The following is a 21,680-nucleotide window of genomic DNA, read 5'->3' as shown; positions in this document are numbered from 1 at the left end:
CGTATAAAAGGTGGGATCGTTTGTGGGCAAGACAATTCGCTTAACGACAGCACAAGCGCTGATTAAATTCTTGAACCGGCAGTACATTCATGTTGATGGGAAAGAAGAGCCGTTCGTTGAGGGCATTTTCACGATTTTCGGCCATGGAAATGTGTTAGGGATCGGGCAGGCGCTTGAGCAGGACGCCGGGCACCTGAAAGTGTATCAAGGCAAAAATGAACAAGGCATGGCGCATGCCGCAATAGCATACAGCAAGCAGATGCTGAGAAGAAAAATTTACGCGGTATCGACATCGGTCGGTCCGGGTGCCGCAAATTTGACGGCTGCCGCGGGTACGGCGCTGGCCAATAACATTCCGGTGCTGCTGCTTCCGGCCGATACTTTTGCGACGAGGCAGCCTGACCCGGTGCTTCAGCAGGTGGAGCAGGAATACAGTGCCGCCGTCACGACAAACGATGCGTTAAAGCCCGTGTCCCGATATTGGGACCGCATCACCCGCCCTGAGCAGCTGATGAGCAGCTTAATCCGGGCCTTTGAAGTGATGACGGATCCGGCAAAAGCGGGCCCGGCGACAATCTGCATTTCTCAGGATGTCGAGGGAGAAGCATATGATTTTGATGAAAGCTTCTTTGAAAAGCGCGTTCATTACATGGATCGGATGCAGCCGAGCGAGCGTGAGCTGAGAGGCGCCGCGGAGAGAATCAAGGAGAGCAGCCGTCCCGTCATTTTAGTGGGCGGCGGCGCGAAGTACTCCGGCGCGCGTGAGGAATTAATCGCGCTTTCTGAAACATACGGCATTCCGCTTGTCGAAACACAGGCAGGCAAGTCAACGGTTGAAGCCGATTTCGCCAACAATCTGGGCGGCATGGGCATCACGGGCACACTCGCCGCAAACAAAGCCGCCCGCCAGGCTGATCTGATCATCGGTGTCGGCACACGGTATACGGACTTTGCGACATCCTCAAAAACGGCATTTGATTTTGATAAAGCAAAATTCCTGAATATCAATGTCAGCCGTATGCAGGCTTACAAGCTTGACGCGTTTCAGGTCGTAGCCGATGCGAAAGTGACGCTCGGCAGGCTGCACGGCTTATTAGACGGATATAAAAGTGCATTCGGCACGGCGATTAAAGACTGGAAAGATGAATGGCTCGCTGAACGGGACCGGCTCGGCAAGGTCACTTTTACACGTGACGCATTCGAACCGGAAATTAAGAACCATTTCTCACAGGACGTATTAAACGAGTATGCCGACGCGCTCGAGACTGAGCTGCCGCAAACAACGGCGCTGTTGACCATCAACGACACGATTCCTGAAGACAGCGTCGTCATCAGCTCGGCGGGCTCTCTTCCGGGAGATCTGCAGCGGCTGTGGCATTCCAATGTCCCGAATACGTACCATCTGGAGTACGGCTATTCCTGTATGGGATATGAAGTATCAGGCACGCTCGGCCTCAAGCTGGCCCACCCAGACAAAGAAGTCTATTCACTCGTCGGTGACGGAAGCTTTCTGATGCTGCACTCAGAGCTGATTACCGCGCTTCAATATAACAAAAAAATCAATGTCCTGCTCTTTGATAACTCCGGCTTCGGCTGTATCAGCAACCTGCAGATGGATCACGGCGGCGGCAGTTATTTCTGTGAGTTCCGCACCGGGGACAATCAGATTTTAAACGTTGATTACGCGAAGGTGGCAGAGGGCTACGGCGCTAAAACATACAGAGCCAATACGGTTGAAGAGCTGAAGGCGGCGCTTGAAGATGCGAAAACGCAAGACGTATCCACTTTAATTGAAATGAAGGTTCTGCCGAAAACGATGACGGACGGCTATGACAGCTGGTGGCACGTCGGCGTGGCGGAAGTGTCTGAGCAGGAAAGCGTTCAGCGGGCATTCGAAGCGAAAGAGATGAAGCTGAAGTCTGCGAAGCAGTACTAGAGGGGAGGTATCACGATGGGTAAACAAAATATTCTGTGGGGCATCGCTCCCATTGGATGGCGCAATGACGATATGCCGGAAATCGGAGCCGGGAATACGCTGCAGCATTTGTTGAGCGATATTGTCGTCGCCGGCTTTCAAGGTACGGAAGTGGGGGGATTTTTCCCTGAACCTTCCGTCCTGAATAAGGAGCTGGCTCTCCGGAACTTACGGATTGCGGGGAAATGGTTCAGCAGTTTTATCATTCAAGACGGTATTGAAAAAACGGCTGAATCATTTACGGAACACTGCGATTATTTGCAGAAAGTCGGAGCGGATGTCGCTATCGTTTCTGAACAGACGTACAGTGTCCAGGGCTTGGACATTGATGTTTTTAAGAAAAAACCGCATTTCTCAGATGAAGAATGGGATACGCTGTGCAATGGCTTGAACCGTCTCGGGAAAATCGCGGAGGAATACGGGCTGAACCTCACTTTTCATCATCATCTCGGCACAGGCGTCCAGACGGCGGAAGAAGTTGGCCGGCTGATGGAAGGAACGGACCCCCGGTATGTCCATTTACTTTATGATACCGGCCATGCCTATATCTCCGACGGAGACTGCATGACGATTCTCAACAAGCATATGGATCGGATCAGACACGTTCATTTCAAAGATGCGCGGATTGACATTATGGAGCGGTGCAGAACAGAAGGCAAGTCATTCAGGCAATCGTTTTTACAGGGCATTTTCACGGTTCCCGGAGACGGATGCATCGACTTTACCGAAGTGTACCGGACGCTCATCCGTCATGATTATTCAGGCTGGATCGTCATTGAAGCCGAACAAGACCCGGCAATCGCCAATCCGCTTGAGTACGCGCTGATAGCGAGAAAGTATATCGACAGTCAACTGCTTGATCCTGCAAATTAGAGGGGGACTTATATGAATCGTGCCAAGGCGGAATCAGCTTTCAGCAAATGGACCATCTATGGCCGGTATTCTGCTCATATGCGTGACGGCCATCGGGCCTGTCTTCGCACTGAATACGTCCGGCAAGCCGCTTGAACAGATTCAGGAGGAACTGTACGGTGCTCCTCAGGACGGCAGCGAGAAAAGAAAGACGAGAACCATGATTTGATTATCAGAAGGAGTGGCAATCAATGAACTTACGTATAGGTGTTATCGGAACCGGTGCTATCGGAAAGGAGCACATCAACCGCATCACAAATAAGCTGTCCGGAGCGGAGATTACCGCTGTCACAGATGTGAATCAGGAAGCCGCGCAGCAGACCGTTAAGGATTTCAATTTGAACGCCTCCGTTTATCCTGATGACGACAGCCTCCTTGCTGCTGAAAATGTGGACGCCGTCTTAGTGACAAGCTGGGGCCCGGCTCACGAGTCCAGCGTTTTGAAAGCGATTCAGCACGGCAAGTACGTGTTTTGTGAAAAGCCGCTCGCCACAACGGCAGAAGGCTGTATGCGCATCGTCAAAGAAGAAATGAAGACGGGTAAACGTTTAGTTCAGGTAGGCTTCATGCGCAGATATGACAGCGGTTACGTTCAGTTGAAAGAAGCGATCGACAATCGTGCGGTCGGTGAGCCGCTGATGATTCACTGTGCGCACCGCAACCCGACAGTCGCATCGAATTATTCAACAGACATGGCCGTCGTCGATACGCTCGTTCATGAAATTGATGTCCTCCATTGGCTCGTCAATGACGATTATGAATCGGTACAAGTCATCTATCCGAAGAAATCAAAAAATGCGCTGCCGCATCTCAAAGATCCGCAGATGGTCATCATCGAAACAAAAGGCGGTATCGTCATCAATGCCGAAATCTACGTGAACTGCAAATACGGCTATGACATTCAATGTGAAATCGTCGGGGAAGACGGTGTCATCAAGCTTCCGGAACCATCAAGCATCAGCTTGAGAAAAGAAGGAAAACTCAGCACCGATATCCTGATGGATTGGCAGCGCCGATTTGTGGCTGCGTATGATGCGGAAATTCAGGACTTCATTGATTCGATCCGGAAAAAAGGTGAAGTCAGCGGTCCGACGGCATGGGACGGTTATATTGCCGCGGTGACAACTGACGCGTGCGTAAAAGCTCAGGAATCCGGACAGAAAGAGCCGGTGGCGCTGCAAGAAAAACCGGCATTCTATCAATTCTTTACAACTGTGAACAAATAATAGATTTGGAGTGAAAGCAATGAAACTGGCCTTAGATCCATCCATGTACCGTGATGATTTAACGTTAGAGGAAATGGTCTATAAAACGGCGGAGCTCGGATACGAGTATATCGAACTGTCCCCGCGCGAGGATTTCTGTCCTTTCTATAAATATCCGAAAGTCGATTCAGCAAAAATCAAACAATTGAAGCGTCTTTTAAAGGATACAGGCGTGAAGCTGTCCTCTCTCCTGCCGCTTTACCACTGGGCGGGGCCTGATGAAGACCGCCGCCAGGCCGCCGTGCGCAACTGGAAACGGGCGATCGAAATTGCGGTTGAGCTTGAAGTGGATTTGATGAACAGTGAATTCAGCGGTTCAAAGTATGATCCGTTGACAAGTGAAGAAAAATTCATCAAATCCATGGATGAACTGCTGCCCGTCTTTGAAAAAGAAGGCGTTAAACTCAACCTGCAGGCCCACCCGTACGATTTTATCGAGACGCACAAAGGTGCGATGGATATGATCCGCGCGCTTGATAAAGATTGGATCAATCTGGTCTACTCGACGGCGCATACGTTCTTTTACGATGACGGCAAAGGCGATATTGCGACTATGTTTGATGAAGCCGGCGGCCGCCTCACACATGTTTTATTTGCAGATACCTTTAATCATAAAGCGGCTCACGGCCTGCGTTACATCGTCAATCCGCCTGACGCGAAAGTAACGGTTCATCAGCATTTGGACATCGGGCAAGGCGAGGTCGACTTTGATACGATTTTCAAAAAAATGAGAGAGATGAAATTCGACGGAATTGCGACGAATGCCGTTTTCGCTTGGGCCGGCGAAAGAGCGGATGAATCAAGCCAGTTCATGCTTAAGAAATTAAAAGAAGAATTAGGTATGGCATAAGCTTTAGTACGGAGTTCGGCGGGGCGGAAAGGCTCCTCAGCTAAACGCAGATGGGAGAGGCTGACATGAAACTTTGCTTTAATGAAGCGACAACGCTGGAGAATTCAAACTTGAAACAGGATTTAGAGCTGTGCGAAAAGCACGGCTATGATTATATTGAAATCCGCACAATGGATAAACTGCCGGAATACTTAAAAGATCATTCACTGGCTGATCTGGCGGAATATTTTCGAACCCATCACATTAAACCGCTTGCCTTGAACGCACTGGTTTTCTTCAACAACCGTGATGAGAAGGGCTATAGGGAGATCATTTCGGAATTCAAAGGCATGATGGAAACGTGCAGAACGCTCCGCGTGAAATATGTGGTGGCCGTGCCGCTGGTGACAGAGCGGAAAATCTTAAAAGAAGAAATCAAAAAGAGCAGTATAGAGGTTCTGACTGAGCTTTCGGATATCGCTGAGCCGTACGGCGTAAACATCGCGCTTGAATTTGTCGGCCACCCGCAATGCACGGTCAATACATTTGAACAGGCGTATGACATCGTGAACGCTGTCGGCCGCGATAATGTCGGGCTTGTGTTTGACAGCTTCCATTTCCACGCGATGGGCTCCAATATTGAAAGCCTGAGGCAGGCGGACGGAAAGAAAATTTTCATCTATCATATTGACGATACAGAAGATTTCCCGATCGGATTTTTAACGGATGAAGACCGCGTCTGGCCAGGGAAGGGAGCGATTGACTTAGACGCCCACCTGTCAGCGTTAAGGGATATCGGATTCAATGATGTTGTCTCCGTAGAACTGTTCAGGCCTGAATATTATAAGCTGACCGCGGAGGAAACGATCAAAACGGCAAAGGAAACAACGGAAGCCGTCGTATCAAAATACTTCATGAAGGAGGCGTGAACATGGCTTTTGTCACCATGAAACATCTTCTTGCAGAAGCGAAACGGGAGCAGTATGCAGTCGGCCAGTTTAATATAAACGGTCTGCAATGGACGAAGGCGATTCTGCAAGCGGCGCAAAAGGAGCAATCGCCGGTCATCGCCGCGGCTTCCGATCGGCTGGTCGACTATTTAGGCGGCTTTAAAACGATTTCCGCCATGGTCGGCGCATTATTGGAGGAATTGGCGATTACCGTTCCCGTCGTGCTTCATCTTGATCACGGAAGCAGTGCGGAACGCTGCAGACAGGCCATTGACGCCGGATTCAGCTCAGTGATGATTGACGGCTCCCATCAGCCGATTGACGAGAATATCGCGATGACAAAAGAAGTCACCGATTATGCCGAAAAGCACGGCGTGTCAGTAGAAGCTGAAGTCGGCACGGTCGGCGGCATGGAAGACGGTCTGGCCGGCGGTGTCCGCTATGCCGATATCACGGAATGTGAGCGGATCGTCAAAGAAACCAGTATCGACGCGCTGGCCGCCGCCCTCGGCTCTGTACACGGCAAGTATCATGGTGAGCCGAATCTCGGATTCAAGGAGATGGAAGCGATCTCCCGCATGACTGATATTCCTCTCGTTCTTCACGGGGCATCCGGAATTCCGCAGGATCAGATCCAAAAAGCCATCACGCTCGGCCACGCGAAGATCAATATCAACACGGAATGTATGGTCGCCTGGACAGACGAAACACGCCGCATGTTTCACGAAACCCGCGATCTGTATGAGCCGCGCGGCTACATGACACCCGGCATTGAAGCCGTAGAAGAGACAGTGCGAAGCAAAATGAGAGCGTTCGGATCAGCCGGAAAAGCCGCTAAGCAGCAGGTCGGCTGAATGAAACCACCAACCGCCGGAATGGCGGTTTTTTTGTGCGGTGTTGCGTCCGTATGCCCGAAACGATTATGATGATGGCAGCAGCGTAAAAACGGGAGTGGTTCAGTTTGAATAAAATCATGATAGTAGAAGACAGTGAAGACATTCGCGGATTATTGCGGAATTACCTTGAAAAGTACGGCTATCAAACCGTAGCCGCTGATGATTTTACAGCTGTTCTTGATGTTTTTTTGCGGGAAAAGCCTGATGTGGTGCTGCTTGATATCAACCTGCCGTCCTATGACGGCTATTATTGGTGCCGGCAGATCCGCCAGCATTCCACGAGCCCGATCATTTTCATCTCAGCCAGAAGCGGGGAAATGGATCAGGTGATGGCGATTGAAAACGGCGGAGACGATTATATCGAAAAACCGTTTTCCTACGATATTGTGCTCGCGAAAATCAAAAGCCAGATCCGCAGGGCATACGGAGAGTATGCCGCCAAGCAGGGAGAGAAAGTGGTTGAATATGCCGGTGTGCAGCTCTTTGTGGAACGGTTTGAACTGCACTTTCACGATGAAAAAAGCTTGCTTTCTAAAAAAGAAAGCAAGCTTTTGGAGGTGCTGCTGGAGCGGGGAGAAAAGGTAACGGGAAGAGACCGGCTCATGGAAAAAACGTGGGACACCGACATTTTCGTCGATGACAATACGCTTAACGTGTATATCACACGGCTCAGAAAAAAACTGCGGGAGCTGAATGCGCCTGTTTCCATTGAATCGGTGCGGGGCGAAGGCTACCAGCTGAGGGCGCTGTCATGAAGCTGTTTCTCCGTTCTCATGCCGTGCTGATTCTGCTTTTTCTCCTTCAAGGGCTGTTTGTCTTCTTTTATTACTGGTTTGCGGGTCTTCATTCTTTTTCCCACTTGTTTTACATATTGGGCGTGCAGCTTCTTATTTTGGCGGGGTACCTGGCCTATCGCTGGTACAAAGATCGCGGCGTGTATCATTGGCTCAGCTCGGAGCAGGGAGGGACGGACATCCCGTATCTCGGTTCTTCAGTGTTTTGTTCAGAGCTGTACGAAAAGCAGATGGAGCTGATCCGGCTGCAGCACCAGAAGCTCCATGAGACCGAAGCCAAGCTCGACGCGCGGGTGACGTATATGAATCAATGGGTGCACCAAGTAAAGACGCCGCTGTCGGTCATTAATTTAATCATTCAGGAAGAGGATGAGCCCGTCTTTGAACAAATCAAAAAAGAGGTCCGGCAGATTGAATTCGGGCTGGAGACGCTCCTTTATTCATCACGGCTCGACCTGTTTGAGCGGGATTTTAAAGTAGAAGCGGTTTCCTTATCAGAGCTTCTCCAATCGGTCATTCAAAGCTATAAACGGTTTTTTATTCAATACCGCGTCTATCCGAAAATGGACATTCGCGATGATCATCAGATTTACACCGATGCGAAATGGCTTAAATTTGCGATCGGCCAAGTGGTCACAAATGCGGTCAAGTATTCGGCAGGCAAGAGTGACAGACTTGAGCTGAATGTCTTCCGCGATGAAGACAGGACGGTGCTTGAAGTCAAAGATTACGGTGTCGGCATTCCCCCGCAGGACATCAAGCGGGTGTTTGACCCTTATTTCACCGGCGAAAACGGGCGGCGTTTCCAAGAGTCTACGGGAATCGGCCTCCATCTCGTCAAAGAAATTACGGGCAAGCTCAATCATACAGCGGACATCAGTTCGTCCCCCGGTGAAGGGACATCGGTTCGATTTTCATTTCTTACAAAAATGTAAGACTGCGTTAAGAAAACAACATAGCTCGTTTTGTTTCCCCTTGATAACATGGATTTACGTCAAGGGGATTTTTTATGTTGAACGCCCCGGCACTACATGAAAGCAGCCCTGATCAACAAGAATAAAACCATAAGGAGGATTCTCATGGCGAATATGCTTGAAGTCAAACAGATAAATAAAACCTATAAAGGACAAGTATCCTATCAAGCCTTAAAACACATTTCATTTTCAATAGAAGAAGGCGGGTTCACGGCGGTGATGGGACCGTCCGGCTCCGGAAAGACAACGCTTTTGAATATCATTTCAACGATTGACCGTCCGGATTCAGGCGATATCCTGATTCACGGAGAAAATCCGCACCGGCTGAAGCGGACAAAGCTCGCTCATTTCCGCCGCAAGCAGCTCGGATTTGTGTTTCAGGATTTCAACCTTCTGGACACGCTGACGATCGGTGAAAATATCATGCTGCCGTTAACGCTTGAAAAAGAAGCGCCGTCTGTCATGGAAGAAAAACTGCACGGCATCGCGAAAAAGCTCGGAATCGAAGACCTGCTCAACAAACGGACGTTTGAAGTATCCGGCGGACAGCGCCAGCGGGCCGCCATCGCAAGAGCGGTCATTCATAAGCCGTCACTCATTCTCGCCGATGAACCGACGGGAAACCTTGATTCCAAAGCGTCAAAAGACGTCATGGAAACGATGCAGAGCCTGAATCAGGATGATCATGTCACGGCTTTGATGGTGACCCACGATCCGGTTGCGGCAAGCTACTGCCGCCGCGTCATCTTTATAAAAGACGGCGAACTGTTTAATGAGATTTACCGCGGGGAAAACCGCCAAGTCTTTTATGAACAAATTCTTGATGTGCTGTCTATGCTGGGGGGAAACGCAAATGACCTTTCTTCAGTTCGCTTATAAAAACGTCACGAGAAACAAAAGGGCCTATCTTGCATTCTTCTTGAGCAGCGCCTTTTCCGTTTTGATTTTCTTTACCTTTGCGATGTTTCTGTTTCATCCGGCATTAAAGGAAGGCTACCTGAATAACATCGCCAGAAAAGGGTTAATCGCAGCGGAATGGATGATCTTTGTTTTTTCTTTCTTATTTGTTCTGTATTCGGTTAATGCCTTTTTGAAATCGAGAAATAAAGAATTCGGCATCCTGCTGATGCAGGGCATCACGCCGGGACAGCTGAGAAAGCTCATTACGGCGGAAAACATGATCATCGGCGTCATGTCGATCGCAGCCGGGATTATCGGCGGATTCATTTTTTCGAAAACGTTCTTTACGGTCGGCGCTTATATTTTAGAAATGGACGCGCTGCCTCTGTATATGCCTTGGAAAGCGCTCGGCATGACGGCCGGCGGATTTCTGCTCTTATTTTTCCTTTTATCGCAGTTCACGATCCTTTTTGTCAGATCAAATACGGTGATCAAATTAATAAAGGGCACTGACAAGATCAAGCCGGAGCCGAAGCCGTCCGTGCTTCTGTCCTTATTCGGCATCGCCTGCCTGTGCGGCGGGTACGGCATGGTTCTGAAAGGCAATGTCCACGGGACTGAACCGTTTATCATTTTACTGCTTACCGTCATCGGCACGTATTTCTTTTTCAGCCAAAGCAGCATCTGGATTCTGCGCGCGCTGAAGAAGTGGAAAACCTTTTATCTGCGCGGCAAAAATGTCATTTGGGTTTCTGATCTTGTCTATCGTTTAAAAGACAACGCCCGCCTGTTCTTTATCGTCAGCATTATCTCCGCGGTAGCCTTTACGGCGACGGGCGTGCTCGCGATGTACAAAGCGACCGTCGGGGCGGAAGAGTCCGCTTATGAGATGGAGTATGTATCTTTCAGCAGCAATCCAAAAGAAAAGACTCATTTGAAAGATATTGACCATGAATTGAAGACACACGGCTTTACGTATAAGAAAGACAAAATAGATGTTTCCTATGTCCGCTATCAGGAAGGGGATACTGTTCCGCCTGTTTACATGATCAGCGAATCGGATGCGATGAAGTACTTCCATGTCAAGCTGAACGGCCTGAAACATGGTGAGGCCGTCTATTTCCCGGGCACGTATGACCGCAATTTCAAAAACGAAGCGCCGGATCAGCTGAAGCTGCTGAACCAAAAAGGCAAGCCGTCCGGCCAAAAACTGTCGGTAAAAGAAGTCGAAAAACCGCTGATTTCATTGAATGCCATCATCACGGTGAACGATCAAACCTTTGATCAGCTGAAATCACTCGGTGATAAAGCGTCATTATACGGCTACAGCTACGACCATTGGAAAGACAGTCTTGGGATCAGCCAATCCTTGAAAAATGAGATTTACGGCAACTATATTGACGTGCATTCTGATTTTATGGCAAAAGCGGGCACCTACTATGATACGGTGCAGCTGCCGAGCTTGAGTTTATTCATCGGCCTGTTTATCGCGATCGTCTTCTTTGTCGCGGCAGCAAGTTTCTTATATTTCAGGCTGTTCACCGATTTAGATGACGACCGGGAGCGCTACCGTTCACTGGCCAAAATCGGTCTGAGTGAGCGTGAAATGTCACAAAGCGTGACGATACAATTGGCGATTCTTTTCTTCTTTCCATTTGTCATTGCCGTCATGCATACGCTGTTTGCCTTGAGAACATTGGCCGTGGAAGGCTATTCCGATGTAGCGGGGCCGCTCAGTCTGACCATCGGAGGATTTTTCATTTTTCAGCTTCTGTTCTTCCTCGCGGTGCGGTCAAGCTATTTGAAAAAACTGAACAAATAAGGGGAGTGCAAAGATGAAAAAAGCATTGGCAATCCTGGCCGTCTTGGCGGCCGCTGCCGTCATATACGGGCTTCTCTTTTTTCATAACGATGTTACAGACAGATTTAATCCGTTTATTCACCAGCAAGATGTTTATGTACAGATTGACCGAGATGGCAAACATCTTAGCCCGGGCGGTACTGAATATACATTAGACGGATACAACGCATCCGGAAAAAAAGAAGAAGTGACCTTTTTCGCCGGGAAAGACCTTCGGAAGAATGCCTATTTGAAGGTGAAGGCGAAAGGAAAGTATGTCGAGACTTGGGAAGAAGTCAGGTTTAAAGATATGCCGGACTCCGTACAGTCGAAATTAAAGTAAATCATACAAAACGGCACAGCGTCAGACTGTGCCGTTTTCTTATTTTTTATTTTCTTCGGCCCGTTTGATCAGCATGTCGGTGATGATATCCATCTGTTTGCTGACGGCAATCGGGTCATACGGATAGAAGGTGTTGAAGTCGTTGATAAAGACACGATTGTTCTTTACGGCGTCGAGATTTTTCCAAACGGATGACTCTTTCAGACGCTCAAATGTTTTGCTTTCTCCATTCGGATTGTAATCGGTGATGAACATATAATCAGCCGCATATTGAGGGATGACCTCTTGGGAAACCTGTTTCATGGCGCCCGTTTTCATGATGTCTTTTTCAATGTTGGCCGGCGCTTTTAATCCGAGTGCGTTATAAACGGCTTGGCCGCCGCGGCCGGAATTGTCATTGAAAATCCAGATCTCGCCTTTATCCGTCGTTTCATAAAGGCCGACTGTCTCGTCTTTGCCGATCACACGTTTGAGGCGCTTTTGATCGGCTTCGGCTTTTTTGTTGAAGTCTGCCATAAAGCTTTTGGCTTTATCCTTCGCCCCGGCAATGTCGCCGAACAGGCTGACCGTATCTTTCGTATTTTTTGCGGTGTTAAAAGGAATGACAATCGTCGGCGCGATTTTCGAAAGTTTTTCGTATTGGTCATCCTTCATCAGCACGATTAAATCAGGCTTCAGCTGCATCACTTTCTCCACATTGACAGGATTGCCGACGTCCTTGACGTTTTTCAGCTGTTTTTGGATAAACGGATTTTTGAAAGCCCATGAGCCCGCTCCGACGACATTTGCGTCAACGGACAGCAGCTCACCCGCATAAAAGTCAGTGACGATCCGCTTCGGATGTGCGGGTATGTCAATTTTTCCTTTTGTTGATTGATATGTACGCATGTCTGTCTTTCCTTTGCCTGATGCGGAGCCGCTGTTTTCCTTCGCGCCGCTGCAAGCGCTTAAGGCGAAAACAAGCAGAAGTGCCAGGCCGATCAGCCATGATCTTTTCTTCATCATGATCCCCCTATTTTAGTGATAATGATTATCATTATTAATATAGCAGGAAGACCTTATTCCGTCTATGTTTTTATAGAAATCCTTTCTTGATTATCCATGTTATAGTAGTAAAGGAGGAGGAATGAATGTTGATTACGAAAAGAGGAACTTGGTGGGAAGTGCTGCACAGCTGGTGGCTGCTGCTGACTTTTGCGCCGTTTGCGCTCACCGCTTTCTTGGCCTTTTTCTATATCGGCTACCGGGCCAAGAACAAAAAATGGCTGAAATACGGACTTATCTATTTTATTATTTTAGCAATTGCTTTTGTGCTGCCGAGCACTCCCGGCGTGTATATCGTGCTGCCTCTATGGGTCATCGCCATCATCCACGGGCTGAAGGTGCGGGCGGCTTATTTGATACAGCTTGATGTGTTTAAACAAAATGTCGAAGCGAGAGCATATGAAGCGGTTAGGCACGAGGCGGAAGAAAAATTCGGCGGAAAACCCGCTCATCGCATTGACCTGACAAAACAGAGATAAAAACAAATGACAAAGCCGGTATCCTTGTGCTTTGTCATTTGCGTGATCGGGCTATTGCTGGTATGAATGCTGCTGGAACGGTGTGTGATGCTGGGTTTGCGGGAATGATGAAACGTTAGCGTTTGTCATCGGTGAAGTTATATGTCCGCTTACTTCCTGCTGCAGCTGATTGCACACATTCACGATTTGCTGACATTTTTGGATGGCCATTTCATGACCCTGCAGCGCTTGCTGAATGGTATGAACGGCATGCTGCTCATGGTTCAGCATCTGCTGAAGCATTTGAATGTTTTGCTGTTCCTGCTGGAGCATTTGCTTGTACTGCTGGCTGCTTTGCTGTGTCTGCTGAATAAGCTGCTGTGCGGTTTGGCGGCATTGCTGCAGCTGATTTCCGCTGTATTGGTTTTGGTACATCATGAAAACCTCCTGGAGTGATTGATTTTACATATTTATCATGTGAAAGAAAATGTGAGGCATTCATGCAAGAATGGCATTCAAATATTTACCTGTTATGTACAGAGCGGAATACAAGGCTCGGGAATGGCCTGTCGAGCTTTGTATTCCGGCCCTTTTTCTCAGAAGCCGCCTTCTGTAGCGTGAAAAGGGATATTGAGTCTGTTTTCGACTGCGCGCAGGCGCTGATTCAAACGGTTTAAGCGGCGGGTATGGATTTCAACCGCCTGGCTCAGCCGTCTGACCTGCTCACTCATCCGCGTAATTTCCCGGTTTTGGCGCTGATCTTCTTGTGAGAGGCGGGTAAGTTCTCTCGTTTGCTCGGCATTTTGTCTTTCAAGCTGGGCGACTCTCCGTTCTAATGCAGTCGGCTGCCGTTCTTCGGACTGGTAGGGCGCATAATAGCTTTCCTGCTGATACGGCTCATACTCAACGCGGTTCACTTCGTATTCCTGCTGCTGAGGGAAATAGGCAGGCGGGGTGTAGTACTGATATGGGTTCATTCATCATTCTCCTTATCTAGTGAAGTCTTTATACACTATGTAGTCAATCGCACAGTGCCACGGCATCCGCCTAACTTACAGGCGTAAAAAAAGCTGCAAAGGAAGGTGATCATGTTGCGGGACATACGGATTTTCATCATGATGGTTCTCGTTTTCGGATGCGTCATGATAACAGGCTGCTCGCAAAAGAAAGCGGACGAGACCCCTTTTTATTACGGGACATGGGATGCGGGGCTGAAACCGGGCCCGATGGACGGAGTCAGATCTGAAACCGTCACGTTTACGAAAGACAGCGTGCTGACAAAGCAGGTCATTAAAGGCCGCGGCGAGGTTCCTATGCCCTCGGATGCTTACAAGGTGATCTCACAAAACACGGACGGAACGATCGAGATTGAATACCTCGGACGTCCGCACCCCGTCAAAAGCACGTTGAAAAGAGGAAAAAACGATACACTCATTTGGAAGATATACGGAGAAACAAAAACAATGACAAGAATAAAAACCGGCGGGGAGGATACACATGAGAAATAAAGCTGCTGACAGACTCGTTTTGACGGGTGTCATCGTACATATCATTCAATGGTTTTCACTGGTATGGTTATTTTTTATGCTTGTAGATCAGTTCGGGCGTTTTACTATTTATAATCCCAATGTCGTAAACGGCAGCATGCAGTCTTTTTCATTCTTTGATATGATGCGCGCTCTTCTGTTTTCCGGCACGCTCAAGAATACGCTCCTGCTGTTTCTGTTTGCGGCGCTGCTCATTTACTTATGGGTGAACGCCCTGTTTATTCTGCTGGAAATCGTTTCTTACATCATGATCAGGCGGAACAGCCGTTCATTATGGGCATACTTTCCCGCAGCGATGGGAATAAAGCTTGCCCTTCTGGACATAGCGTCCGTCCCTTTCTTTGCGGCAGGACTGATTCTCTTAAAGCAGAAAACAGATAACGGCGCAGAACAAACCGATAAGAAAACAAGACGGCCCCGTATCCGGAGACAGGCCCGGTATAAGAAGAGAAGACGGAGAAAACCGTCCGTTTAATTTTTCTTTGAAACGAAAAAACGATATGATGAAAGCATAAGACGAAAAGGATACAAAGGAGATGCAGGATGTACAAGTTAATCGCAATAGATATGGACGGAACACTATTAAACGATCATCATGAAGTGACGGCTGAAGTCCGCGGGGCGCTTGATGCCGCTAAAGCGGAAGGGGTCAATATCGTCCTGTGCACGGGCCGGCCGATCGGCGGCGTGCGGCGGTATTTGGAAGAGCTGAATTTACAGGAGGAAGGCGACTTTGTGATTGCTTATAACGGCGCCCTCGTCCAAAATACGTATACAAACGGTGTCGTGGCCGAGCAGTCATTAGGTTATGAGGATTTGAAGTCCCTTTACGAGCTGAGCTTACAGCTGGACACTCCGATGCATTACTTCGACACAGCCAATCTGTACACGCCGAACCGGGATATCAGTGAATACACGGTTTACGAATCATATATCACGAAAGTGCCGCTTCATTTCCGCATGATTGATGAGGTGCCGAAGGATATTCTGATTCCGAAAGTCATGTTCATCGACGATCCGGACAAGCTGGAGAAAACGATCGCTTCCATTCCGGAATCATTCACGGAAACATACACAATGGTCAAAAGCGCGCCGTTCTTTCATGAGATTCTTCACCCGAAAGTCAGTAAAGGAAACGCGGTCAAGCTGCTGGCTGAAAAACTCGGCATTGAACAAAAAGACGTCATGGCGATCGGGGATAACGGCAACGACATTTCCATGATTCAGTGGGCCGGCTGCGGTGTCGCAATGGCCAATGCCATCCCGGAAGTAAGGGAAATTGCAAATTTTGAAACAAAATCAAACAACGAACACGGCGTAGCGCATGCGATTCAGGAGCTTGTGCTGAAAAAATAGGCACCCCATCAGAGGGTGCTTTTTTACCGCGTGTTTTGGTGATATGATAAGCGGAGAGGGGAGGCGCGATATGGATCGTGAAAAACAGCAGCTCAGCATAGAAGCGGCAAAACTATATTACCAATCAGATTACAGCCAGCAGCAGATCGCCGAACGGCTTAATCTGTCACGCCCCACCGTTTCGAGGCTGCTTCAGTACGCAAAGGAAAAAGGATATGTCCAAATTCGCGTCATGGACCCGTTTGAGGATCTGGACGAGCTCGGCGCGAAGCTGGAAGAAAAATACGGGCTGCTTGAGGCGCACGTCGTCTTTTCTCCAAGTGACGATTACCAGGCCATTACACATTACTTAAGCCGTTATGGCGCAGACTATATGCATAAAACTGTAAAGGACGGCGATATACTCGGCGTAAGCTGGGGGACGACGATGTACCAGATCGCAAGCCGCATGGAGCCGAAGCAGGTAAAGAGCGTTGAAGTCGTGCAACTGAAAGGCGGCATCAGTCATTCCAATGTCAATACGTATTCGTCAGAAACGATTCAGCTGTTCGCCGAAGCATTTCAGACCATGCCGAGGTATTTGCCGCTGCCGGTTATATTTGACAGCGCCGATGTGAAACAGATGGTCGAGCGGGACAGACATATTAAGCGGATCATTGAAATGGGCAGACAAGCCAATATCGCGCTGTTTACGGTCGGAACCGTCCGGGATGAGGCGCTGCTTTTCAGGCTCGGCTATTTCCGGGAAGAAGAGAAACAATTGCTGAAAGCGCGCGGAGTCGGCGATATTTGTTCGCGGTTTTTTGACGCGGAAGGCAGGATCTGCAGCAGCAGCATTAACGGCCGGACGATCGGAGTCGAGCTCAGCGACTTGAAAATGAAAGAACGTTCGATTCTGGTGGCGGGCGGCAGCAGAAAATGCAAGGCCATTCACGGGGCCCTGACAGGAAAATACGCCAACGTTTTGATTACCGATCAGCATACAGCCAAAAAACTCATTCAAGAGTTGTGACAATTCTTGAACATAATTTCAATAACCAATTTACATATGTTCAAAATTCGGTTATTCTAAACCTATCCTAGGAAAAAGGAAGTGCATACAATGTCAATTGCAAGTCAAATAGACCATACTGCTTTGAAACCGCATACACAAAAAGCAGATATTTTACAACTGATAAAAGAAGCAAAAGAGTATAAATTCGCTTCCGTTTGTGTGAACCCGACTTGGGTCAAACTCGCAGCGGAGGAGTTGAAGGGCACGGGAGTTGACGTTTGCACCGTTATCGGATTCCCTCTCGGCGCAACGACATCGGAAACAAAAGCATTTGAAACGAAGGATGCCATTTCAAAAGGAGCCACTGAGGTTGACATGGTCATCAATATCGGCGCATTAAAAGACGGTGATGATGAGGCTGTTGAGGCTGATATCCGCGCGGTAGTTGAAGCAGCTGATAAAAAAGCGCTCGTCAAAGTGATCATCGAAACATGCCTTTTGACAGACGAAGAAAAAGAGCGTGCGTGCCGCTTAGCGGTATCCGCAGGCGCCAATTTCGTCAAAACGTCTACCGGTTTTTCGACAGGCGGAGCAACGGCTGAAGACATCGCTCTCATGAGAAAAACAGTCGGACCGGACATCGGGGTCAAAGCATCAGGCGGCATCAGAACAAAAGCTGATGTTGACAGCATGATTGCGGCGGGCGCGAGCCGGATCGGCGCAAGTGCGGGCGTCTCTATCGTGAGCGGCGGAGACAGCGTCAGCAGCGACTATTAATCAGCAGTGCGGAAGCTGAAAGCTTCCGCCAACCTCTTTCTTTGTTGATGCATAAAAAATTGTAAGCGAATACAAATAAAAGGAGAACACATATGAAGTATCTCATCGGAATTATCGGTATCATTGTGTTTTTAGGTCTTGCCTGGCTCGCCAGCAATGGCAAAAAAAGAATCAGAATCCGGCCGATCGCCGTCATGCTCGTGCTGCAGCTGGTTCTCGGTTACATTCTCCTCAACACCGGTATCGGGAATTTTCTTGTCGGGGGTTTTGCAAAAGGATTTAACTATTTGCTGGAATATGCATCAGAAGGGATTAACTTTGTATTCGGCGGACTTGTGAATGCGAAACAGACGACGTTCTTCATGAGCGTGCTTCTGCCGATCGTCTTTATATCCGCTTTAATCGGAATTCTGCAGCATTGGAAGGTCCTCCCCTTCATCACGAAGTATATCGGTCTTGCGTTAAGCAAGGTGAACGGAATGGGGAAAATCGAATCTTACAACGCTGTCGCCTCCGCAATTTTAGGGCAATCAGAAGTGTTTATCAGCTTGAAAAAACAGCTCGGCTATCTTACTGAACAGCGCTTATACACGCTTTGCGCATCTGCTATGTCGACGGTCTCAATGTCGATCGTCGGTTCTTACATGATGATGCTGAAGCCGGAATACGTCGTGACGGCGCTTGTGCTGAACTTATTCGGCGGATTTATCATCGCTTCTATCATCAACCCGTACACCGTCAGCAAAGAAGAGGATTTGATCGTCGTTCCTGAAGAAGAAAAGCAATCCTTTTTTGAAGTGCTCGGTGAGTATATAATGGATGGATTCAGAGTCGCCGTTGTCGTAGCGGCGATGCTGATCGGATTTGTCGCACTCATTGCCCTGGTCAACGGCGTTTTTAACGCGGTCTTCGGCATTACATTCCAGGCGCTGCTCGGCTATGTCTTCGCGCCGTTTGCGTTTTTAACCGGTATTCCGTGGAATGAAGCGGTGAGCGCAGGAAGCATTATGGCGACGAAAATGGTATCGAATGAATTTGTGGCGATGCAGACGCTCTCATCCGGCGATTTCCATTTCAGCGCGCATACTCAGGCAGTGGTATCGGTATTCCTTGTCTCATTTGCGAATTTCTCCTCTATCGGTATCATTACGGGTGCGGTGAAAGGACTGCATGAAAAGCAAGGAAACGTCGTCGCGCGGTTCGGGCTGAAGCTGCTGTACGGCGCAACGCTCGTCAGCTTCCTGACAGCGGCGATCGTGGGATTGATTCACTGAACATAATTGAAGGACAGGTGATGGATCATGAGAATGGTAGATCTTATTGTAAAAAAACAAAACGGAAAAGAACTGACAACAGAAGAAATTCAATTTTTCGTAAAAGGATATACGGACGGAAGCATCCCTGATTACCAGGCAAGCGCCCTTGCCATGGCGATTTATTTTCAGGATATGACAGATCGGGAGCGCGCCGATCTGACAATGGCGATGGTCAATTCAGGGGAGACGATTGATCTTTCCGCCATCGAAGGCATCAAGGTCGACAAGCACTCTACGGGCGGGGTCGGCGACACGACGACTCTCGTACTCGCACCGCTCGTCGCGGCGCTCGGCGTTCCCGTTGCTAAAATGTCCGGACGCGGCCTCGGCCATACGGGGGGAACCATTGATAAACTGGAAGCGATCGAAGGCTTCCACGTGGAATTGTCAAAAGATGAATTCATCAAGCTTGTGAACCGCGACAAAGTAGCCGTCATCGGACAAAGCGGCAACTTGACGCCTGCCGATAAAAAGCTGTATGCGCTGCGTGATGTAACGGGTACGGTGAACTCCATCCCGCTGATCGCAAGCTCTATTATGAGTAAAAAAATCGCCGCCGGAGCAGATGCGATCGTGCTTGACGTCAAAACGGGCGCCGGCGCGTTTATGAAAACGGATGAAGACGCTGTGAACCTCGCCAAAGCAATGGTCCGCATCGGAAACAACGTCGGCCGCCAGACGATGGCCGTGATTTCTGACATGTCGCAGCCGCTCGGTTTTGCGATCGGGAATGCCCTGGAGGTTCAAGAAGCCATTGATACGTTAAGAGGAGAAGGCCCTGAAGACTTAAACGAACTCGTCCTCACGCTCGGCAGCCAAATGGTCGTATTGGCGAAAAAAGCCGAGACATTGGAAGAAGCGAGAACGAAGCTGCAGGAAGTCATGAAAAACGGCAAAGCGCTTGAAAAGTTCAAAGAGTTCCTGAGCAATCAGGGAGGAGACGCTTCCGTCGTTGACGAACCGTCCAAACTTCCGCAGGCGGCGTACAAAATTGACGTCCCGGCAAAAGAAGCGGGTGTCGTTTCAGAAATCATCGCTGACGAAATCGGCGTCGCAGCGATGCTGTTAGGCGCGGGACGTGCGACAAAAGAGGACGAAATCGACCTTGCCGTCGGCATCATGCTCCGTAAAAAAGTCGGTGACAAAGTCGAAAAAGGAGAGCCGCTCGTTACCCTTTACGCCAACCGCGAAAACGTTGACGACGTGACCGCCAAAGTCTATGACAACATCCGCATCTCAGAAAAAGCGGAAGCGCCGAAGCTGATTCATACGCTGATTACGGAATAAAAAAAGAAAGGCACATACCCATCAGTGTGTGCCTTTTTTTATGGCATGGTCTTATCCAAATGAATGTCGCGAACGGATTGTTTCGGCTGTTTCTTTCTCAAAAAATAAATGAGATAGCACAGGATCATACAAGGGATTCCGCAGACACGGAAAAAACATCACAGCCACAATCAAAACCCCAAAAACCATCCGGCTTAATACAAACGGCACCATTTCCGGGGAAATGAACGGAACCTGGACAATAACCGGCAGCAGCAAAGCCAGAATCAACCTGAACGGAACAAATTACGACGGCGTCTTCCTGAAAGAATGGGACTTAGAGAGAGAAAGAGGTCATGATGTTTAGTGTGCTGAGCTGTGACGGGGAGGCTGTTTGGGGAGTGGAGTGATCCGGACTTAGGACCTTCTTTTAATTAAGAAGGTTCTTTTTTTTATAATATAAAAAATCACTTCAAAGTAATTAATACTCTATAATTTGCTCTAGAGGTTGTTTTATAAGTGCAGTATCTCTTAAAAAGCCTTAAATTATATTTGGGATAAAAATACTTATATTGAATTTCAGATTTAGATATAGAAACAGTGTAGAGAAGGGAACTGGGATCCGTTTTACCGGATATCCTATGTGATATTGGTGTGAGCTCAATTGGCAGGAGTTGATATTATAGCTATAGCCCATAACATGAATCTATTTAGAAGGTGACTTGATTTGTTTATAAAATATGATGAACTTGAGTTATTAGAGCTGTTTTTGAATGAACCGGTAAGTATAGCGGATAATCCAGATGCTGGAGAATTAATATATTCTGTAAAAGATACTAAAGGGTTTAAACTGGTGCTATTTGTAGATGTATATAAGATGGAATGCGATGTAAGTCTGACTTATGATGAATCCATCGTTTTTCATTCGAAGCTGAACAATGTTACACAGTTGAAGAAAGTAAACAATAATATGATCATTTATATTAAGGATGAAGAAAAGATAAAGGTAGCTTTTGAAGAGCAATTCGGTATCTTTTTGCTGTGAACAAGGAATTTTTAAAAGCATATCAGAACAGAAAAAACTCTATTAAAAAAGCAGATTGCCGCTAGATGCTTGATTAGTGAAAACACTAATCAAGTTTTTGTTTTAAGTTATACTATCATTACATAAGTAACATAATATGAATCATTAAAGCACAATAATTAAAATGTAAGCGTTGACACCCCATAAATCCAGTGCTAAA

The 21,680-nt window shown here is 48.1% G+C and carries 23 protein-coding genes and 2 pseudogenes; 22 read left to right on the top strand and 3 right to left on the bottom strand.

All coding sequences use genetic code 11. The annotated features are described in order from the left end of the window. The first annotated feature begins 22 nt into the window (after positions 1-22). The 12 genes and pseudogenes from iolD (at position 23) to ACXN9U_RS18340 (ending at position 11,678) form a co-directional block, all read left to right on the top strand. Positions 23-1,936 carry a 3D-(3,5/4)-trihydroxycyclohexane-1,2-dione acylhydrolase (decyclizing) gene (iolD, locus tag ACXN9U_RS18395; protein WP_489202007.1) on the top strand — a complete coding sequence of 638 codons (1,914 nt, stop codon included), beginning with the start codon at positions 23-25 and terminating at the stop codon, positions 1,934-1,936. A 15-nt stretch (positions 1,937-1,951) separates the two neighbouring features. Beyond that, positions 1,952-2,848, top strand: a complete 897-nt coding sequence (gene iolE / locus ACXN9U_RS18390; RefSeq protein WP_060963881.1) for a myo-inosose-2 dehydratase — start codon at positions 1,952-1,954, stop codon at positions 2,846-2,848. Positions 2,849-2,906: 58 nt separating this feature from the next. Beyond that, positions 2,907-3,056, top strand: a pseudogene (locus tag ACXN9U_RS18385) (MFS transporter); the annotation flags it as partial. Between the two features lie 22 nt (positions 3,057-3,078). Then, positions 3,079-4,113 (top strand): bifunctional inositol 2-dehydrogenase/D-chiro-inositol 1-dehydrogenase, encoded by a 1,035-nt coding sequence (iolG, locus tag ACXN9U_RS18380; protein WP_060963882.1) that lies wholly within the window; start codon positions 3,079-3,081, stop codon positions 4,111-4,113. A 19-nt stretch (positions 4,114-4,132) separates the two neighbouring features. Next, positions 4,133-5,002: a sugar phosphate isomerase/epimerase family protein gene (locus ACXN9U_RS18375; protein ID WP_060963883.1), complete on the top strand. Its 870-nt coding sequence runs from the start codon at positions 4,133-4,135 to the stop codon at positions 5,000-5,002. Positions 5,003-5,067: 65 nt separating this feature from the next. After that, positions 5,068-5,910 carry a 2-keto-myo-inositol isomerase gene (gene iolI / locus ACXN9U_RS18370; RefSeq protein WP_060963884.1) on the top strand — a complete coding sequence of 281 codons (843 nt, stop codon included), beginning with the start codon at positions 5,068-5,070 and terminating at the stop codon, positions 5,908-5,910. Positions 5,911-5,912: 2 nt separating this feature from the next. Further along, on the top strand, positions 5,913-6,785 hold the full coding sequence (fba, locus tag ACXN9U_RS18365) for a class II fructose-1,6-bisphosphate aldolase (protein ID WP_060963885.1): 873 nt from the start codon (positions 5,913-5,915) through the stop codon (positions 6,783-6,785). Between the two features lie 107 nt (positions 6,786-6,892). Continuing rightward, positions 6,893-7,582 carry a two-component system response regulator YxdJ gene (gene yxdJ, locus ACXN9U_RS18360; protein ID WP_060963886.1) on the top strand — a complete coding sequence of 230 codons (690 nt, stop codon included), beginning with the start codon at positions 6,893-6,895 and terminating at the stop codon, positions 7,580-7,582. Then, a complete protein-coding gene (gene yxdK / locus ACXN9U_RS18355) occupies positions 7,579-8,556 on the top strand; it encodes a two-component system sensor histidine kinase YxdK (RefSeq protein WP_060963887.1) in 978 nt (325 codons plus the stop codon). The genes yxdJ and yxdK overlap by 4 nt, the downstream gene beginning before the upstream one ends. 144 nt (positions 8,557-8,700) lie before the next feature. Then, a complete protein-coding gene (gene yxdL / locus ACXN9U_RS18350; protein WP_060963888.1) occupies positions 8,701-9,474 on the top strand; it encodes an ABC transporter ATP-binding protein YxdL in 774 nt (257 codons plus the stop codon). Next, positions 9,449-11,317: an ABC transporter permease YxdM gene (yxdM, locus tag ACXN9U_RS18345; protein WP_060963889.1), complete on the top strand. Its 1,869-nt coding sequence runs from the start codon at positions 9,449-9,451 to the stop codon at positions 11,315-11,317. The genes yxdL and yxdM overlap by 26 nt, the downstream gene beginning before the upstream one ends. A gap of 13 nt (positions 11,318-11,330) precedes the next feature. Beyond that, positions 11,331-11,678: a YxeA family protein gene (locus ACXN9U_RS18340; protein ID WP_060963890.1), complete on the top strand. Its 348-nt coding sequence runs from the start codon at positions 11,331-11,333 to the stop codon at positions 11,676-11,678. Positions 11,679-11,717: 39 nt separating this feature from the next. On the opposite strand, the gene ACXN9U_RS18335 is transcribed toward ACXN9U_RS18340, so the two are convergent. After that, positions 11,718-12,680 (bottom strand): iron-hydroxamate ABC transporter substrate-binding protein, encoded by a 963-nt coding sequence (locus ACXN9U_RS18335; RefSeq protein WP_060963891.1) that lies wholly within the window; start codon positions 12,678-12,680, stop codon positions 11,718-11,720. 128 nt (positions 12,681-12,808) lie between these two features. Here ACXN9U_RS18335 and ACXN9U_RS18330 point away from each other — a divergent pair, with 128 nt between their 5' ends. Further along, positions 12,809-13,201: a hypothetical protein gene (locus ACXN9U_RS18330; RefSeq protein WP_060963892.1), complete on the top strand. Its 393-nt coding sequence runs from the start codon at positions 12,809-12,811 to the stop codon at positions 13,199-13,201. Between the two features lie 51 nt (positions 13,202-13,252). On the opposite strand, the gene ACXN9U_RS18325 is transcribed toward ACXN9U_RS18330, so the two are convergent. After that, the gene (locus ACXN9U_RS18325) at positions 13,253-13,615 is read right to left on the bottom strand and encodes a hypothetical protein (RefSeq protein WP_060963893.1); all 363 of its coding nucleotides are present in this window, start codon (positions 13,613-13,615) and stop codon (positions 13,253-13,255) included. A gap of 161 nt (positions 13,616-13,776) precedes the next feature. Continuing rightward, a complete protein-coding gene (locus tag ACXN9U_RS18320; RefSeq protein ID WP_060963894.1) occupies positions 13,777-14,157 on the bottom strand; it encodes a hypothetical protein in 381 nt (126 codons plus the stop codon). A gap of 111 nt (positions 14,158-14,268) precedes the next feature. On the opposite strand from ACXN9U_RS18320, the gene ACXN9U_RS18315 reads away from it, so the two are divergent. The 9 genes and pseudogenes from ACXN9U_RS18315 (at position 14,269) to ACXN9U_RS18275 (ending at position 21,481) form a co-directional block, all read left to right on the top strand. Then, a complete protein-coding gene (locus tag ACXN9U_RS18315; RefSeq protein WP_060963895.1) occupies positions 14,269-14,688 on the top strand; it encodes a lipocalin family protein in 420 nt (139 codons plus the stop codon). Then, the gene (locus tag ACXN9U_RS18310; RefSeq protein ID WP_060963896.1) at positions 14,678-15,202 is read left to right on the top strand and encodes a hypothetical protein; all 525 of its coding nucleotides are present in this window, start codon (positions 14,678-14,680) and stop codon (positions 15,200-15,202) included. Before ACXN9U_RS18315 ends, ACXN9U_RS18310 begins: the two co-directional genes overlap by 11 nt. Before the next feature lie 68 nt (positions 15,203-15,270). Next, positions 15,271-16,083, top strand: a complete 813-nt coding sequence (yidA, locus tag ACXN9U_RS18305) for a sugar-phosphatase (RefSeq protein ID WP_489202006.1) — start codon at positions 15,271-15,273, stop codon at positions 16,081-16,083. 70 nt (positions 16,084-16,153) lie between these two features. Next, on the top strand, positions 16,154-17,095 hold the full coding sequence (gene deoR, locus ACXN9U_RS18300; RefSeq protein ID WP_060963897.1) for a DNA-binding transcriptional repressor DeoR: 942 nt from the start codon (positions 16,154-16,156) through the stop codon (positions 17,093-17,095). A 90-nt stretch (positions 17,096-17,185) separates the two neighbouring features. Then, positions 17,186-17,854 carry a deoxyribose-phosphate aldolase gene (gene deoC, locus ACXN9U_RS18295; protein WP_060963898.1) on the top strand — a complete coding sequence of 223 codons (669 nt, stop codon included), beginning with the start codon at positions 17,186-17,188 and terminating at the stop codon, positions 17,852-17,854. A gap of 92 nt (positions 17,855-17,946) precedes the next feature. Beyond that, the gene (locus tag ACXN9U_RS18290) at positions 17,947-19,128 is read left to right on the top strand and encodes a NupC/NupG family nucleoside CNT transporter (protein ID WP_045925564.1); all 1,182 of its coding nucleotides are present in this window, start codon (positions 17,947-17,949) and stop codon (positions 19,126-19,128) included. Positions 19,129-19,155: 27 nt separating this feature from the next. Further along, on the top strand, positions 19,156-20,457 hold the full coding sequence (locus ACXN9U_RS18285; protein ID WP_016937442.1) for a pyrimidine-nucleoside phosphorylase: 1,302 nt from the start codon (positions 19,156-19,158) through the stop codon (positions 20,455-20,457). A 136-nt stretch (positions 20,458-20,593) separates the two neighbouring features. Next, a pseudogene (locus ACXN9U_RS18280) lies at positions 20,594-20,846 on the top strand (lipocalin-like domain-containing protein); the annotation flags it as partial. 317 nt (positions 20,847-21,163) lie between these two features. Further along, positions 21,164-21,481: a hypothetical protein gene (locus ACXN9U_RS18275; RefSeq protein ID WP_326351839.1), complete on the top strand. Its 318-nt coding sequence runs from the start codon at positions 21,164-21,166 to the stop codon at positions 21,479-21,481. Positions 21,482-21,680: the final 199 nt, after the last annotated feature.

This window comes from Bacillus sp. BACIII, assembly GCF_057836745.1.
The sequence above is the reverse complement of the archived record's forward strand: the minus strand, read 5'-3'. Positions and strand labels throughout refer to the sequence as shown.